This window comes from Microcoleus sp. AT3-A2 (genome assembly GCF_036705685.1).
Lineage (GTDB): Bacteria > Cyanobacteriota > Cyanobacteriia > Cyanobacteriales > Microcoleaceae > Microcoleus.
Genome location: NZ_JAUBVF010000030.1, coordinates 1 through 16,269 on the forward strand (window position 1 = coordinate 1; position 16,269 = coordinate 16,269).

Annotated in this window: 15 protein-coding genes; 9 read left to right on the forward strand and 6 right to left on the reverse strand. The window is 45.7% G+C overall.

Annotation, left to right across the window (positions count from 1 at the left end; genetic code table 11):
* Positions 1-235 precede the first annotated feature (235 nt).
* Together QUB37_RS17450 and QUB37_RS17455 are read left to right on the forward strand one after the other, a co-directional pair.
* Positions 236-1,150 (forward strand): branched-chain amino acid transaminase, encoded by a 915-nt coding sequence (locus tag QUB37_RS17450; protein ID WP_333164245.1) that lies wholly within the window; start codon positions 236-238, stop codon positions 1,148-1,150.
* Between the two features lie 173 nt (positions 1,151-1,323).
* A complete protein-coding gene (locus tag QUB37_RS17455; RefSeq protein WP_332984688.1) occupies positions 1,324-1,608 on the forward strand; it encodes a tetratricopeptide repeat protein in 285 nt (94 codons plus the stop codon).
* A 22-nt stretch (positions 1,609-1,630) separates the two neighbouring features.
* Here QUB37_RS17455 and fghA read toward each other — a convergent pair whose 3' ends face one another.
* Together fghA and QUB37_RS17465 are read right to left on the reverse strand one after the other, a co-directional pair.
* Positions 1,631-2,485 (reverse strand): S-formylglutathione hydrolase, encoded by an 855-nt coding sequence (fghA, locus tag QUB37_RS17460; RefSeq protein ID WP_333164248.1) that lies wholly within the window; start codon positions 2,483-2,485, stop codon positions 1,631-1,633.
* Between the two features lie 95 nt (positions 2,486-2,580).
* On the reverse strand, positions 2,581-3,690 hold the full coding sequence (locus tag QUB37_RS17465; protein ID WP_333164250.1) for an S-(hydroxymethyl)glutathione dehydrogenase/class III alcohol dehydrogenase: 1,110 nt from the start codon (positions 3,688-3,690) through the stop codon (positions 2,581-2,583).
* A gap of 79 nt (positions 3,691-3,769) precedes the next feature.
* On the opposite strand from QUB37_RS17465, the gene QUB37_RS17470 reads away from it, so the two are divergent.
* From QUB37_RS17470 to sppA, 3 genes are all read left to right on the forward strand, one after another.
* Positions 3,770-4,453, forward strand: a complete 684-nt coding sequence (locus QUB37_RS17470; RefSeq protein ID WP_333164252.1) for an SDR family oxidoreductase — start codon at positions 3,770-3,772, stop codon at positions 4,451-4,453.
* Between the two features lie 145 nt (positions 4,454-4,598).
* Positions 4,599-5,648, forward strand: coding sequence for a type 2 isopentenyl-diphosphate Delta-isomerase (fni, locus tag QUB37_RS17475; RefSeq protein WP_333164254.1), 1,050 nt, complete (start codon positions 4,599-4,601; stop codon positions 5,646-5,648).
* A gap of 255 nt (positions 5,649-5,903) precedes the next feature.
* Complete coding sequence (sppA, locus tag QUB37_RS17480) at positions 5,904-7,724, forward strand: signal peptide peptidase SppA (protein WP_333164257.1); 1,821 nt, start codon at positions 5,904-5,906, stop codon at positions 7,722-7,724.
* 369 nt (positions 7,725-8,093) lie between these two features.
* Here sppA and QUB37_RS17485 read toward each other — a convergent pair whose 3' ends face one another.
* Positions 8,094-8,363, reverse strand: a complete 270-nt coding sequence (locus QUB37_RS17485) for a GlsB/YeaQ/YmgE family stress response membrane protein (RefSeq protein ID WP_333164259.1) — start codon at positions 8,361-8,363, stop codon at positions 8,094-8,096.
* A gap of 298 nt (positions 8,364-8,661) precedes the next feature.
* On the opposite strand from QUB37_RS17485, the gene QUB37_RS17490 reads away from it, so the two are divergent.
* Positions 8,662-9,849 (forward strand): tetratricopeptide repeat protein, encoded by a 1,188-nt coding sequence (locus QUB37_RS17490; RefSeq protein WP_333164262.1) that lies wholly within the window; start codon positions 8,662-8,664, stop codon positions 9,847-9,849.
* 125 nt (positions 9,850-9,974) lie between these two features.
* Here the strand turns inward: QUB37_RS17490 and QUB37_RS17495 are convergent, their stop codons facing one another.
* The gene (locus tag QUB37_RS17495) at positions 9,975-10,700 is read right to left on the reverse strand and encodes a carbonic anhydrase (protein WP_333164264.1); all 726 of its coding nucleotides are present in this window, start codon (positions 10,698-10,700) and stop codon (positions 9,975-9,977) included.
* Between the two features lie 632 nt (positions 10,701-11,332).
* On the opposite strand from QUB37_RS17495, the gene QUB37_RS17500 reads away from it, so the two are divergent.
* Positions 11,333-12,148, forward strand: a complete 816-nt coding sequence (locus tag QUB37_RS17500) for an MOSC N-terminal beta barrel domain-containing protein (RefSeq protein ID WP_333164266.1) — start codon at positions 11,333-11,335, stop codon at positions 12,146-12,148.
* Between the two features lie 19 nt (positions 12,149-12,167).
* On the opposite strand, the gene ylqF is transcribed toward QUB37_RS17500, so the two are convergent.
* Positions 12,168-13,022, reverse strand: a complete 855-nt coding sequence (gene ylqF / locus QUB37_RS17505) for a ribosome biogenesis GTPase YlqF (RefSeq protein WP_333164267.1) — start codon at positions 13,020-13,022, stop codon at positions 12,168-12,170.
* Between the two features lie 235 nt (positions 13,023-13,257).
* The gene (locus QUB37_RS17510) at positions 13,258-13,671 is read right to left on the reverse strand and encodes a universal stress protein (protein ID WP_333151871.1); all 414 of its coding nucleotides are present in this window, start codon (positions 13,669-13,671) and stop codon (positions 13,258-13,260) included.
* Positions 13,672-13,854: 183 nt separating this feature from the next.
* Here QUB37_RS17510 and QUB37_RS17515 point away from each other — a divergent pair, with 183 nt between their 5' ends.
* Together QUB37_RS17515 and QUB37_RS17520 are read left to right on the forward strand one after the other, a co-directional pair.
* Complete coding sequence (locus tag QUB37_RS17515) at positions 13,855-15,054, forward strand: phosphoglycerate kinase (RefSeq protein WP_333065849.1); 1,200 nt, start codon at positions 13,855-13,857, stop codon at positions 15,052-15,054.
* A 191-nt stretch (positions 15,055-15,245) separates the two neighbouring features.
* A complete protein-coding gene (locus tag QUB37_RS17520) occupies positions 15,246-15,962 on the forward strand; it encodes a pentapeptide repeat-containing protein (RefSeq protein ID WP_333164270.1) in 717 nt (238 codons plus the stop codon).
* Positions 15,963-16,269 lie beyond the last annotated feature (307 nt).

A 16,269-nucleotide genomic window follows, 5' to 3' on the forward strand; every position in this document is an offset into this window, starting at 1 on the left:
TCAGATTGCACTCACTTTTTTCACTTCTCTATTTTATTGCGATCGCATTCCTCTTTAAAAACTGTCCGGAGTATTGTAATAAAAAAGATAACTTTAGACCACCTCCAAACTTATATCAAATCAGTCATTGTAAATCTAAAATCTAAAATCTTAAACTTAAAATGGTATAACTTATGGTAATATTATCCAATTCAGCTTTCCTAGCGGACTGCAAAACTCATCGCCAGCTTGAATCATGGATAGTTTTCTGCCAATTGCCTACTTTCAAAACCAATTTCTCCCATTTACCGACGCCAAAATTTCCATAGCAACCCACGCACTGCACTACGGAACCGGAGTTTTAGGCGGGTTGCGGGGAATTCCCGACCCCCAAAATGCCGATCGAATATTGCTATTTAGATTAGACCGTCACTGTCAAAGATTAAGTCAAAGTGCCAGCTTCCTTCACTGCGATTTACCCGCCAGCAAAATCCAACAAATAATTATTGATTTTGTCCAGAAAAACCAACCAACAAAATCATTTTATATCCGCCCTTTTATCTACACATCCAGTTTAGGAATTGCCCCCAGACTGCACAACGTAGACACAGACTTTTTTGTCTACGGATTAGAACTTTCAGACTATTTGCCCAAAGAAGGAGTCAACTGTAGAATTAGCTCTTGGTACCGCCAAGAAGACCGCAGTTTGCCCTTAAGAGGTAAAATTAGCGGCGCCTACATCACCTCAGCTTTAGCCAAAACCGAAGCAGTAGAATCCGGCTTCGACGAAGCAATTATGATGAACACTCAGGGAAAAGTTAGCGAAGCTTCAGGAATGAACATATTTGTCGCCAGAAACGGTAAATTAGTTACTCCCGGTTTCGAGCAAGATATTCTCGAAGGAATTACCAGAGACAGCGTAATCACAATCGCCAGAGACTTAGGAATTGAAGTCATAGAAAGACCAGTTGATAGATCAGAACTGTTGATTGCAGACGAGATTTTCCTCTGCGGAACCGCCGCGAAGATTACGCCAATTAAGCGAGTAGAAAACTATCACTTGCCCAAAAACCGACCCATCACAGAAAAACTATTGCACAAACTCACGGGAATCATCGAAAATCGCGATAGTAACTACCAAGACTGGGTATTTCCCATCGACCTAAATTAACCGTTTGTAGTAAGGAGTTCAGTCGTTCTTTTAAGGACTAAATTCCTCACTACAAATCATCAACTGGACTGCCGTGTCCTTACACCCGTCTGCTGTATTTCATCGGGTTAAAAACTTCTATATCAACGCTCCAGAATTAACTAGATCGATAATATCGATAATTAAGAAATGCGATGGAAGCTCGAGAATTTTACGAACAAGGATTCGACCTCGGTCGCAGGGGGCTGTACGAGGAAGCAGTTGCAGCTTTTACTCAAGCAATAAATCTCAATCCTGACTTTGTAGAAGCTTACATGATTCGTGCTACTGCTCGAAGTGGAACAGGAGATTTACAGGGGGGAATTGAAGATTTTGAGAAAGCTATGGATATCTACAGGGCTAGAGGACAATCGCAAATAGCTGATATGCTTTTAGTCCCCTGGAGTGCGTTGCACAATGAAATTAGGTTTAAGGACTAAAGTCCTTACTACAAACTAAAGTTCACTCACACAAAGCAGCAGCGTGAAATTGAATATGATCCTCCATAAAACTAGCTATAAAATAATAGCTATGATCGTAACCTTCCTGCATCCTTAAAGTTAGTGGCTGTCCCGCTTTTGCACAAGCCTCCGCGAACACTTCCGGCAACAACTGCCCATCAGCAAGATACGAATCAGCCGTGCCGCAGTCAATCAGAATCGGACGGTTATATCGCGCTGCAACTACCAATTCGCTAGCATCCCAAGCCCTCCAAATCTCTTTGTCGTTGCCGAGGTAGTTTGCAAAAGCTTTTTCTCCCCAAGGGCAGCGCATTGGCGCGGAAATAGGCGCAAAAGCGGAAACTGAAAGATAGCGAGATCCATTTTTCAAAGCGCAAATTAACGCCCCGTGTCCGCCCATCGAATGACCGAAAATTCCCTGTTTTTCTGGTATCGCTGGAAAATTTTCGGCGATTAAATTCGGTAATTCATCAACCACATAACTGTACATTCGATAGTGAGCATTCCAAGGTGCGGCTGTGGCATCCACATAAAAACCCGCACCACTTCCTAAATCCCAATCGTCATCTTCCCCAGAAATGCCAGTATTGCGCGGGCTAGTGTCGGGCGCGACCAGAATTAACCCATATTTTGCCGCAAACTGTTGCGCCCCCGCTTTTGCCATAAAGTTCTCTTCTGTGCAGGCTAAACCTGATAGAAAATACAAAACTGGTACGGGTTGAGATAAAGCTTGGGGGGGCTGATAAAGTGCGAATTTCATCTCGCTGTTGCAAGCAGAGGATTGATGGCTATAAAAGCCGAGTTTGCCACCGAAACTTTTATATTCTTTTTGCAGTTTTAGGGAGTCAGAGATCATAATTGGGAATTGGGAATTGGGAATTGGGGATTAAGCTTTGTTCTATCGGTTAGATTCGTTACAAAATCCGTTGCCGAACTTCTTCCTTCAAAAACTCAAAATGTCAACACTGTGCGAATTACTTCGCCTTTGTGCATCAAATCAAAAGCTTCATTGATTTTGTCGATCGGCATTACCTGAGTTACCAGACTGTCAATATCAATTTTACCGTCCATATACCAATCAACAATCTTAGGAACATCAGTTCTCCCTTTCGCGCCGCCAAAAGCCGTGCCTTTCCAAACCCTGCCAGTTACTAGCTGAAACGGGCGGGTGCTAATTTCTTGACCAGCTCCCGCTACCCCAACAATTACGCTCACGCCCCAACCTTTGTGGCAGCATTCCAAAGCTTGCCGCATCACATTAATGTTGCCGATACATTCAAAACTGTAATCAGCTCCGCCTTTGGTTAAATCTACCAAATAAGGCACTAAATCGCCTTCCACTTCGCGGGGATTGACAAAGTGAGTCATGCCGAATTTTTCCGCCATCTCTCGCTTGTCGGGATTCAAGTCTACGCCGACAATCATGTTAGCTCCCACCATGCGAGCCGCTTGAATTACATTCAAACCCACGCCGCCCAAACCAAAAACTACCACATTAGAACCAGGCTCTACTTTCGCAGTATTGATGACAGCACCGATGCCAGTTGTGACGCCACAGCCGATTAAACAAACTTTATCAAAAGGAGCATCTTCGCGAATTTTTGCTACTGCAATTTCCGGCAATACTGTATAATTAGCGAAGGTAGAAGTTCCCATGTAATGGTAAAGTTTCTGCCCGTCTATGGAAAACCTGCTCGTGCCGTCGGGCATCACTCCCTGGCCTTGAGTCACGCGAATTGCTTGACAGAGATTAGTTTTGCCGCTCAAACAATATTCGCAGTTGCGGCATTCGGGAGTGTATAGAGGAATTACCCGATCGCCCACTTTGACGCTAGTTACTCCCGCCCCAATTTCGGCGACAATCCCGGCTCCCTCGTGGCCTAAGATAGCAGGAAACAAACCTTCAGGATCGGCACCGGAAAGAGTGTATGCGTCTGTGTGACAAACACCCGTGGCTTTAATTTCCACCAGCACCTCTCCAGCCCTCGGCCCATCCAGATCAACCGTTTCAATACTCAAAGGTTTGCCGGCACTGCGAGCCACTGCTGCTTTTACTTTCATGCTTTCTCCCTGCGATCGATTTGTTAATTGACCCGTCAATATGTATTATATTACTTAATGTCAAACTAGGAGCAACTTTATGACAAAATTAATTGTAATTACCGGAGTCAGTCGCGGTCTTGGTCTTGCCATGACCGAAAAGTTTATTGAATTGGGACATACAGTTTTGGGATGCGCCCGTTCTTCCGAAGCGGTGGAAAAACTCAACCAAAAATATAGTACGCCACACCATTTTACTTGTTTGGATGTCGCAAACGACGATCGCGTAAAAGCTTGGGCAACAGAAATGCTGGCAAAAAATGAGCCGCCCGATTTGCTAATTAACAATGCAGGTGTAACTAATCATCTCGCGCCTCTGTGGAATGTTAGTAACGAAGAATTTTCGCAGGTAATTGATGTTAATATTAAGGGTACAGCTAATGTAATTCGCCACTTCGTCCCCGCAATGATTGCTCGAAAAAGCGGCATAATTGTCAACTTTAGTTCGGGTTGGGGCAGGTCAACTTCACCGGAAGTTGCGCCCTATTGTGCTTCCAAGTGGGCAATAGAAGGACTTACCCGATCGCTCGCTCAAGAATTGCCCGCAGGTATGGCAGCAGTTCCTTTGAATCCGGGGATAATTCACACAGATATGCTGGAAATTTCCTTCGGAGAAGATGCGGCAAGTTACACGTCAGTCAAAGCATGGGTGCAAAAAGCAGTTCCTTTTTTACTCAAGTTGAAAGCTTCCGATAACGGAATGCCGCTAACTGTTCCTGGATAATACAGCAACCCTTACAGCATTTGCGAACCTCTCTCCTTTCTTCTCCTCTGCGCCCTCTGCGCTCTCTGCGGTTCATAAAAAAATATCAAAAATGAAATAAAATTGCTATATTCCCAAATCAAAACTCTTTCCCCAAATAGCCACAGTGAACTTGCCGCTAACCTCCCCCTCGCAAACCGAAACCCGCAAAGCAGACCACCTGCGGATTTGCCTCGAAGAAGACGTACAATTTCGCGAAACTACCAGCGGCCTCGAACGCTACCGTTTTGAACACTGCTGTTTGCCAGAACTCGATCGCACCCAAATCGATTTAACCTCCACATTTCTCGGCAAAAAACTAGCCGTTCCCCTGCTAATTTCCTCGATGACCGGTGGCACAGAATTAGCCCAGACAATCAATTATCGCCTCGCCGATGTCGCTCAAGAATACAAACTGGCAATGGGAGTCGGTTCCCAGCGAATCATCGTAGAAAATCCTCAACTAGCTCCTACATTTGCCGTCCGTCGCCGCGCTCCAGATATTCTACTATTCGCCAATATCGGAGCAGTTCAATTAAACTACAATTACGGTTTGGAAGAGTGCCAAAAAATTGTTGATATTCTCGAAGCCGATGCTCTAATTTTGCACCTAAATCCGCTGCAAGAGTGCGTCCAAACCGAAGGCGATACTAACTTTAAAGGACTGCTAGATAAAATAGCCAAATTGTGCGCTAAATTACCAGTACCAGTTATTGCTAAAGAAGTCGGCAACGGTATTTCAGGAAAGATGGCAAAGAAATTGCTCGCTGCGGGGGTAGGTGCGATCGACATTGCCGGGGCCGGAGGCACTTCTTGGGCGAAAATAGAAGGAGAGCGAGCTAAAGATGGCAAGCAGCGCAGGTTAGGCGCAACCTTTGCCGACTGGGGAATACCGACAGCCGAGTGCATTGTCAGCACCCGCGCCGTAGCGCCGGATGTTCCCCTGATTGCCTCTGGAGGCTTGCAAAACGGGTTGGATGCAGCGAAGGCTATCGCCCTTGGCGCGGATATTGCGGGACTGGCGCGGCCGTTTCTACAAGCTGCAGCGGAATCGGAATCAGCCGCAGCCCTCCTTGCTGAGGTATTAATTGCAGAAATCGCCACCGTGATGTTCTGTACAGGCTGCGGTAATTTGGATGAGCTAAAACAATCTGGGGTTTTGGAAAGGTTAAGATAAAAGTGAGTCAGCAGTCAAAAGTCATTAGTCAGCAGTCAAAAGTCATTAGCTAATAACTACGACAGAGGATAATTGCTAAATCCTAGTTGCAGGAATTACCCATAATATCGTTTCCGCTGGCATCGGAAAAATATCATTCCGATTGCAGTGCGATCGTCCCGCTCACCTCGGTATGATTCCACTCTCACCGGATGTGCTCTAACTAATGACTAATGACTATTGACTATTGACTAATAACTAATTACCAATTATCTAATGAAAGATTTCCTAAAATATACCTGTGCAAGTTTACTGGGAACCTTCCTAGGATTGTTGCTGCTGGGCAGCATAGGATTGGGGGGACTGGTACTGCTAATTGCTATGGCGGCATCGTCGTCTAAAGATTCAGGCCCGCAAGTTAAAGATAAGTCTGTATTGGTATTAGACCTTTCTTTAAATATCACAGACAGCAAACCGATCCGCAGCACAGGCGCAGCGATTCAAGATGTGCTTTCGGACGATTCCGGCGATGCTGTGACGCTGCGGACTGTTTTAGATACGATCGAATATGCGAAAAAAGACCCGAAAATCGTTGGCATTTATCTCGAAGGCAGCTCGGATTCGAGCAGCAGCGGGTTTGCCAATCTCAAAGAAGTTCGATCGGCCTTGCAGCGTTTCCGAGATGCCAAAAAACCCATTTTTGCTTACCAGATGGACTGGAATGAGCGAGATTATTACCTCGGTTCCGTTGCTAATACAATTGCCGTCAATCCTTACGGCGCTTTGGAAATCAACGGTTTTAGCAGTCAGGCAATGTTTTTCACCGGTGCTTTGGAAAAATACGGCGTGGGAGTGCAAGTGACTCGCGTCGGCAAATACAAGTCAGCCGTTGAGCCGTTTTTACTCACAAAAATGAGTCCCGAAAATCGCCAGCAAACTCAAAAGTTGCTCGGAGATATGTGGGGAGAATACCTGAAAACTGTCGCCCCGAGTCGCAAAGTGACTGTTCCGCAACTGCAAGCGCTTGCAGATAATCGCGGAATTTTGATGGCTGACGAAGCTCTCAAAAACAAGTTAGTTGATAAAGTTGTATACTTTGACGAAATATTGACCGAACTCAAAAAACTAACAGGAACCGATCGCGAAAACAAATCTTTCAAGCAAATTAGTTTGAAAAACTACGCAAAAATTGCTGAGAATAAAAACTCAACTAGCGCTAACAATAAAAACCAAATTGCTATACTTTACGCTGAAGGAGAGATTGTAGACGGCGAAGGGGGCCCGACTGAAGTAGGAGGCGATCGCATCGCTCAAGCAATGCGGAAAATCCGAGAAGATGACGACGTAAAAGCCTTAGTTTTGCGCGTCAACAGTCCCGGAGGCAGTGCGACGGCGGCCGAAGTAATTGCACGCGAAGTTATGTTGACGGGCAAAAAGAAACCAGTGATCGTTTCGATGGGAAATTTAGCAGCTTCCGGCGGCTATTGGATTTCGATGGGTTCCAGCCGCATTTTTGCCGAACCAAATACGATAACCGGTTCGATCGGCGTTTTTGGAATGCTGTTCAACGCCGAAAAGTTGGCTGCTAACAACGGCCTAACTTGGGACGTGGTGAAAACCGGCCGCTTTGCGGATACTAACACGGTTTCCCGCCCGAAAAATCCTCAAGAATTGGCGAATATTCAGAGGATAGTCGATCGCATTTACGATCGATTTATTACTAAAGTCGCCAACTCCCGCAAACTGCCGAAAAACAAGGTACAAGAAATTGCTCAAGGCAGGGTGTGGTCTGGTACGGCTGCGAAACAGTTGGGTTTAGTCGATGAAATTGGCGGGCTTGAAGATGCTGTCAGAGAGGCTGCTAAGCAAGCTAAACTCGGCGACGATTGGAAGGTGGAAGAATATCCCAAACGCCGCAGTTTGGAGGAGCGAATTTTGGAAAGAATTTCAGGCGTTCACGTTTTGAAACCCGCCGCCAAACTTGACCCGCTAACGGCCGAATTTAAGAAAATGCAAGATGAATTGGCTGTTATCAAGTCGATGAACGACCCGCAGGGGGTTTATGTTCGCTTGCCTTTCAATTTGCGGATTAATTAATTGATACCAAATCCGGGATTTTTACCCATTTATTCTTCAGTCCCACTTGACTCTGACAAATGTTTTGCTCTTGAACTGTTGCCAGCGCTGAGTCTAATAGGGGTTTTTAACCCGGATTTGGTAAAAGTAGGCTGACCAAGAATTTCTTGATGGTACCCGCCACGTGATTTATCAGTGGAATCAATCCAAAATCTCAAATCGAAAATCCTCAAGCCCCCGCATTTACCCGTGGAGTCGCCTCTAAAATCTAAAATCTAAAATCTAAAATCGATTGACGCATCCTACCAACAACTGAAAAGCCCGGTTTCTGGAAGAAACCGGGTTTATGAATACCCTAAAAGTCGATCGACTGGGAATTGGCAATATTTGTTATGCAGCACGCTGAGTTAACAATCCCCAGATGAATAGTAGAACGATCGCACCTACGACTGCAAAAGCTATGCTGGGTAGAGTCAATGCTCCGAAGGATGCTCCCCCGCTCGTCCCCAGCAAGACTTGGCCTAGATAACCTCCCACTAACGCGCCCAAAATTCCTAAACCTGTTGTTGCCAGAAAACCGCCGCCTTGAGATCCCGGATAAATGGCTTTGGCTAGCGCACCGGCAATCAGTCCTAAAACGATCCAAGCAATAATTCCCATTTCTCTTTCTCCTGAATACTTAAACTTTTCTTGTGCCTTGTCTTATGTTCTTAGAATAACAACCCCTATCCCGCTCTTACCTCTACCGCAGGGATGAACCGAAAGTGGTAGGATTTCTCATGAATCGTCGGAGTTTGAGGCTTTTTAATATCTCAAAAGAGTTAACCCATATTTTCGAGGGAAGAAAGGTACTTATGCTCAAAGCAAAAAGGAAATAGGAGAATTTTTTCTGGGACTTTTTGTGTTTTACTGGTAAAAAATTACAATAATTTTGTGAAATGAGGAAAGTTTGCGCCCGATGGATCTGACTCTGTGCATGATTGTGAAGAATGAAGAGGCAACACTGTCGCGGACTTTGGACAGCGTTAAGGGTGTTGTGGACGAAATGGTGGTGGTGGATACGGGTTCGGGCGATCGCACTCGTGAAATTGCCCGAGAATCCGGGGCGAGGGTTTATGACTTTGAATGGTGCGACGACTTCGCAGCGCCGCGCAATGAGTGTCTGAAGCACGCCCAGGGCGACTGGATTTTGGTGTTGGATGCCGATGAGGTGTTGGTACCGGAGATTCTCCCTCAAATAAAGCAGGCAATTGCGAGCGATCGGCTGCTGCTAATCAATCTCATCCGCCAAGAAATCGGTGCCTCTCAATCTCCCTATTCCCTAGTGTCGCGCTTGTTTCGCAATCGCCTCGATATCCGCTTTTCTCGCCCTTACCACGCAATGGTAGACGACAGCGTGGCTGAGATTTTGCAGAGGGAACCAAATTGGAAAATAGCTTCTCTCCCCGATGTGGCGATTTGGCACTCTGGTTATCAAAAAGATGCGATCGCCGCAAAAAGTAAATTCCAAAAAGCTCAAGCAGCAATGGAACGCTATATAGCTTATTATCCAAACGATGCTTATGCTTGTAGCAAATTAGGCGCTTTGTATGTAGAAAGCGGGCAAATCGGGCGGGGAATTAATTTATTAACCAAAGGCTTGACTGCGGAGGCCATTAATGATTCTATTCTTTACGAACTAAACTATCATTTGGGAATTGCATATCGCCAGCAGCAGCAGTTTGCCAAATCAAAAGAACACTATCAAGCGGCAATTAATACCAATGTGTTCCCGCCACTCAAGTTGGGTGCTTACAATAACTTGGGCAATTTGCTCAAAGATGAAGGAGATTTGAAATCTGCTGAAAAAGCTTACAAAGCAGCTTTAAAAATTGACCCTAATTTTGGAGTAGGTCACTACAATTTGGGATTGACGCTGAAGGCAGCCGGAAATTTAGCAGATGCGATCGCCTATTACCGACAAGCAATAAAAATCGATCCCGAACACGCGGAAGCTCATCAAAACTTGGCAGTAGCCTTGCTCAAAATTGGCAAAATGCCAGAAAGTTTAGCAGAATTCAAAAGAGCGATCGCCCTTCACGAACAGCGCCGCCCATTTGAAGCAGAACGCCTGCGCCGGGGACTACAAGAAATGGGTTTACTTTAAACTTGCATATCTACTTTATCGTTACCAAATAATTCTTAGGGGCAATCCCCGATGGTTTCCCCTCGCTCCCCAAGGGGTAGGCACTCTTGGCACTACCCTACAAATTCTGAAAATTACCAGCAAAATCAAGCAATTATCTCTACTTTGCCGCTATCCAAATCGTAGCGGCCCCCAACAACTTTAAGCTTGCCGGCTTTGATTGCTTCAGCTAAAATAGGCGACGAGGATTGTAACTTATTTACATTCATTTTCACATTAGCTCTGACTGCGTTATCCCACGCATTGCCTGTTTGACCTTTGGTCGAATCTACTGCGGGTTTAATCGCCGCCACCAAAGTGCTAATGTGACCCGGCACAGCTTTACCATCTAAAGCTGCTTTGACAGCACCGCAGCGTTCGTGACCCAGAATTACTAATAGTGGCACGCCTAATTCTAAGGCCGCATATTCTATATTTCCGAGAACCACATCGTCGAGAAAATTGCCAGCTACTCGGATATCAAATAAGTCCCCTAATCCTTGGTCGAAGATAATTTCGGGAGCAACGCGCGAATCAGAACAAGCCAGGATGGTTGCAAACGGGTGTTGACCCTTTGCTACTTCTACAACTCGCGATCGAGCTTGGTCGGGAAATGTCCGTTTTTGCTCAATGTAGCGTTGATTCCCCTCCATCAATTTCTTAAGAGCACTGCTAGGAGTAATGTCAGTAGGAGTAATGTCAGAGATTGCCTCTGCCTTTGCTGCTTCGGCTTGTAAAAACGCAGGTGCCAAGCTTGCCGCCAGCATCCCTGCACCAGCCCTCAGCATTAAATTCCGTCGCGAAATCATACCTGTTCTTTCGCTTTCAGTCATCAGAAAAATGGGTAGAAACCCCGTCCTTTTAGGACGGCTTTACATTTTTGATTTACTACCGCCTTGGGACTGGTTGGCTCGGTGTGCTTTTGTGTTGCACTTTCAACGGGACAATTACCGCCTCAAACTTCCCAGCCCTGTACGCATAGTGTTTTGCTCTTTTCGAGCCTCCCTTGCGGGGTAATGTTAGCTTCGACAATGTTTTGAGAGCTTGTTAGGCTGAAAGCACTGTTCCAGTGACCTTAGAACTGTTTAACCTTCAGCGACAGAGCAAGGAACTAGCTACGCATTCCAGGGTGTCGTGACTCTCAAAACGTAGGCAATTAAGCCTTAGTCTGGTCAGTACGGCTTTCGAGATTTCTCTTTCAAGCCTCATGCCTTTAGGCTGAGGTTCCTGACTGCTTGCAACTCGGTTCAATTGTTTGTATTTTTTAGCATAATATATACCACAAGCTCAGCCCGACTTCTTTAATTTTTCTTTACAAGCAGCTCCGGCAAAATTTAAACTTCAAAAAAGTTGGCCCTTTTTATTTCATTCCTATTTTATTTAGTAAAGTCAACGGCAGTCATCCTTCTGCGGACAGGGATGCTAGAATGTATCTAAAACGACAATTATTTATCAATGGCTCGAAATGTCCTACGTCGCCAGCATTCATATCTATCCGGTCAAGTCCCTTGACGGCATAGCAGTCAGTCAAGCAAATATTCTAGCCAGCGGAGCTCTAGAAGGCGATCGTTCTTTTGCAATCTGCGATGCAGCAGGAGAATTGGTTAACACTAAGCACAACAGCGGAGTCAGTTTTCTACGCTTATCCTTTGACATCAAAAAGAGAATTGCCGGTCTGAAAATTCAAGGCACCGAACAAGAAATATTTTTTCATGTAGATAGAGAACGCTTGGGAATAGAATCTTGGTTGAGCAGCTACTTTGGTTTCCCTGTCAAATTAATTGAAAACTTGCTTACAGGTTTTCCCGACAATACCGCTGCACCAGGGCCAAGCATTATCAGTACCGAAACAATTGCCGAAGTTGCATCTTGGTTTCCGAGAGTTTGCGTTAACGAGATGCGCCATCGCTTGCGAGCTAATATTGAAATAGGAGATGTCCCGGCTTTTTGGGAAGACCAACTTTTACCACAAGCCGATGAAATTGTGAGGTTTAAAATAGGGACTGTAATATTTGAAGCTATTAATCCAGGTCAGCCATGTCTCCTATCTACGCGAAATTATGCGGCGCAAGCAAGCGATCTAAATTTTAAAAATATACTAACAGCAAAGCAGAAGGAAATTATGCCTGACCTGCTAAAAAAAGGGCATTTAAATCACTTTACTCGGCTGATAGTCAACACGCGACTCGCACCTCAATCAGCAGAAAAAATATTACACATAGGAGACGAAGTTCACATTATCAGGGTCAGCAACTCTCTATTGAATACCATTTCTGATTAGTTGTAGGTTACGAGTCTGATCAAGCCGGCGGCAACTCCAAAGTAAGTTGACCCAAAACACCAGTTCTAAAATCGTTTAACATCTGCCTCGCCGTCCGTTCGACATCTCCTTTGTACCTGTCTTTTGCTACCTCGTGCAAATAATCTTCACCATTACTAGAGGCTGCATCTAATTTATACCTGGATTTGAAACCTGATAGTGATATCAACGTGTCATCAGTCGCCTCCAGCCCTTGGAGCAAATCTACCATAGCTGCTGCTACTACTTGATTGTCGTAAGCTGCTTCGCCAATATCTTCGCAAATAGCTAATTTTAGGGCATTTTCTTGATTGTTAATTCGGGTTGGGATCACTCCGGGGGCGTCTAATAATTCAATTTCGTCAGAAATGCGAATCCATCGGAGCGATTTAGTTACTCCAGCTCTGCGGGCACTGTCTACCACTCTCCGCCCTAACAGCCGATTAATTAAAGCAGATTTTCCGACATTGGGAAATCCCATTACCACTGCCCGGACTGGACGGGGCAGCATACCTCGATCGAACCTTCTTTTATTGAGCTGCACCCCAGCATCCTGCACGGCATCCGCCACAGCGTCTACTCCTTGACCGTGCTCGGCATTAGTAAAATACGCAGTTTCCCCCTGGGCATCAAACCATGTTTCCCACGTCTCGCGCGATCGAGGCGTAATCATGTCCATGCGGTTGACGACCAATACTCGTGCCTTGCCGCCCACCCAATTCGGCATTTGGGGGTGATAAGTAGCCAATGGAATGCGGGCATCTCGGACTTCGAGCACCACATCTACCCGCTTTAGCTGTTCTTTTAATGCCCGTTCAGCTTTGGCAATGTGACCGGGATACCAGTGAATTTTCATTAGTTAGTTGACTGTTGACTGTTGACTGTTGACTGTTGACTGTTGACTGTTGACTTTTGTTACTTGTTAGTTGTTATTTGTTAGTTGTTAGTTGTTAGTTGTTAGTTGTTAGTTGACAGTTGTTAGTTGTTAGTTGTTAGTTGTTATTGGTTAGTTGTTGAATGACAACAGTCAACTGCCAACTGCCAACTGCCAACAGTCAACAGTCAACTGACAACTGTCAACAGTCAACTGACTAAGGCACAATCAAAACTGCACAAGGAGACAGATTGATCACCCGATTGGTAACGCTGTCAGACGCCCCATCATCGGTTAAACCCATCCCCCGACAGCCCATCACAATCAAATCTGCCCCAATTTCGTCAGCCACATCACAAATCGTGAAAGCAGGTTTGCCTTCCCGTTCGATGATTTCAGCTTCAATTCCCTGCTGGGAAAACATCGATTGGGCCTCAGAAAGAAGTTTGGCGACTGCTTCGGGGGAAGTCATCACCTCTCGCGCGGGGGCGTCGGCCTCCTCGGCTGGGGGCTCGACTACCGAGAGAATAACTAAACGAGCACCGTAGGTTTTTACGATATTGACCACCTTTTCGGCAGCTTCGCGGGCTTCTCGGCTTTGATCGACAGGAAATAAGACTGTCTTGAACATACTGCACATCTCCGGGACACGGACTCCGATAAAATGTTTAGGTTAAGCCAATCAGTGCCGTTTGTTCCATCTTCCGTTTTTTATACGGGCGCGGTTGAATGCGTCCGAGGCCGGGGTGCAAGTTACCAGTGCCGCCATTTCAACGGAATTCGACAAAAACACACATATTAGGAGGTTAATCCTGTGACAAAAAAAACTGTAGCAAATTTATCGGCATCGGACTTATCGGGCAAACGGGTATTGGTGCGGGCGGACTTTAACGTGCCGCTCGACAACGGCAATATCACCGATGATACTCGCATCCGGGCGGCTCTGCCGACAATTCAAGATTTAGCGTCCAAGGGCGCTAAGGTGATTTTGTGCAGCCACTTCGGCCGTCCCAAGGGTGTGACGGAGAAGTTGCGCTTGACGCCCGTTGCTGTGCGCCTGTCGGAATTGTTGGGCAAAGAGGTCAAAAAGACTGACGACTGCATCGGTGATGAAGTCGCTGCTACAGTCGCCGCGATGCAAGATGGCGATGTGCTGTTGCTGGAAAATGTCCGCTTCTACCCAGAGGAGGAGGCAAACGACCCAGAATTTGCTAAGAAGTTAGCTTCTGTGGCGGATTTGTATGTCAATGATGCTTTTGGTACGGCTCACCGGGCTCACGCTTCTACTGAGGGTGTTACTAAGTATCTGAGTCCTTCTGTGGCTGGGTTTTTGATGGAGAAGGAACTGCAATATCTCGGCAGTGCGATCGACAATCCTCAGCGTCCTTTAGCTGCTATAATCGGCGGTTCAAAGGTTTCCAGCAAGATTGGAGTCATTGAAAAACTGCTCGAAAAGTGCGACAAACTGCTGTTGGGTGGTGGCATGGTTTTCACGTTCTACAAAGCTCGCGGCTTGAACGTGGGCAAGTCTTTAGTGGAAGAGGACAAGCTGGAACTGGCTAAGTCTTTGGAAGCTAAGGCGAAGGAACGGGGAGTTGCTTTTCTGTTACCTACTGATGTGGTAGTTGCTGACAAGTTTGCTGCTGATGCTAACACTCAAACTGTCTCTGTTGAAAGCATCCCCGACGGTTGGATGGGTTTGGATATCGGCCCGGATTCAGTAAAAACTTTCCAAGATGCTTTGGCCGATTGCAAAACTGTTATCTGGAACGGGCCCATGGGCGTGTTTGAGATGGAGAAGTTTGCTGTGGGAACTGAAGGTATCGCTCATTCTTTGGCTGGACTTACTAAAACTGGTACTACCACAATTATCGGTGGTGGTGACTCGGTGGCGGCTGTTGAACAGTTGAATTTAGGTGAACAAATGAGCCACATTTCTACTGGTGGTGGTGCTAGTTTGGAGCTGCTCGAAGGTAAGGAATTGCCTGGTGTTGCTGCTTTAGATGAAGCTTAATTAAGTTAAGTAGGGCGGGCTTTGCCCGCCTTGCTGGAAGCTGGCCTATATCCTTGGCTGCGAATCATTTTTTTGAAGATTTACCGCAGAGGGCGCAGAGAACGCAGAGCAAGAGAAAAGAGAGAAGGATATGGGTTTAAAGTCTATAGTTTGCTAGTATAATTTTTTTGAAGTAGCAGTGAGGTTTGTTTGTGAAACTTAAACTCTTGGCAACTGTAACGGCAAGTTTAGCTTTGTTTGGGCTGGTCGATCCCGTTCAAGCTCAAAATCCAGATCATGTTAGGCAATTGCTGGAAACTAAAGAGTGCGAGGGCTGTGACTTGAGAAATGCTGATTTGTTCAAGGCTAGCTTGTACAGAGCTAATTTAAGAGGAGCGGATTTAAGCGGAGCAAATCTCTATGAAGCTAATTTGCTAGAAGCGGATTTAAGTGATGCTAATTTGTCTAATGCTAATTTAGTCAACGCTGAGTTGTACGGTGCTGAGTTGTACGATGCTAATCTGCGAAATGCGGATTTGTCTAATGCTTTTTTGGGGCGAGCTAATCTGACGAGTGCGGATTTGCGCGGTGCTAAACTTTTTAATGCGAATCTGGCCGAAGCTTCTCTGCTGGAAGCTAATTTGTCGAATGCCGATTTGAGGCGTTCGCTGGTGTTTAGAGTGAATTTGAATCGTGCGAATTTAAGCGGAGCGGATTTGTCTTTCGCGGATGTGCGCGAGAGTAATTTGCAGGCTGCTATTTTGTCAAATACCAGGCTTCCTAGGGCTCAATTGACCGGGACAAATATTGATGCGGCGAATAACGTGCGACAGGCTGATTTGGAACGTGCCAACTTGCGGGGTACGAATTTGGGGCCGGGGGTTTGCGTGATAACGAATTTTCCTTATTGTGTTTTGAATGTGGAATAATTTGCCTGCTGAGTGCGTCAGCCTCCATTTTTTTGGCAGCTACGGGAGTTTTTGATCCCGGCACAAAAACGGATACAAGCCCCCGACTTAAGTAGTGGAAATCTCCAAATTTTAGACTAAAGTTTGAGTTCCCAGATGAATCTGTGGAGTAAATCTAAAATCTAAAATCTAAAATCGACTGACCCGGCCAAAAAACGGATACAAGCCCCCGACTTAAGTAGTGGAAATCTCCAAATTTTAGACTAAAGTTTGAGTTCCCAGATGAATCTGTGGAGTAAATCTAAAATCTAAAATCTAAAATCTAAAA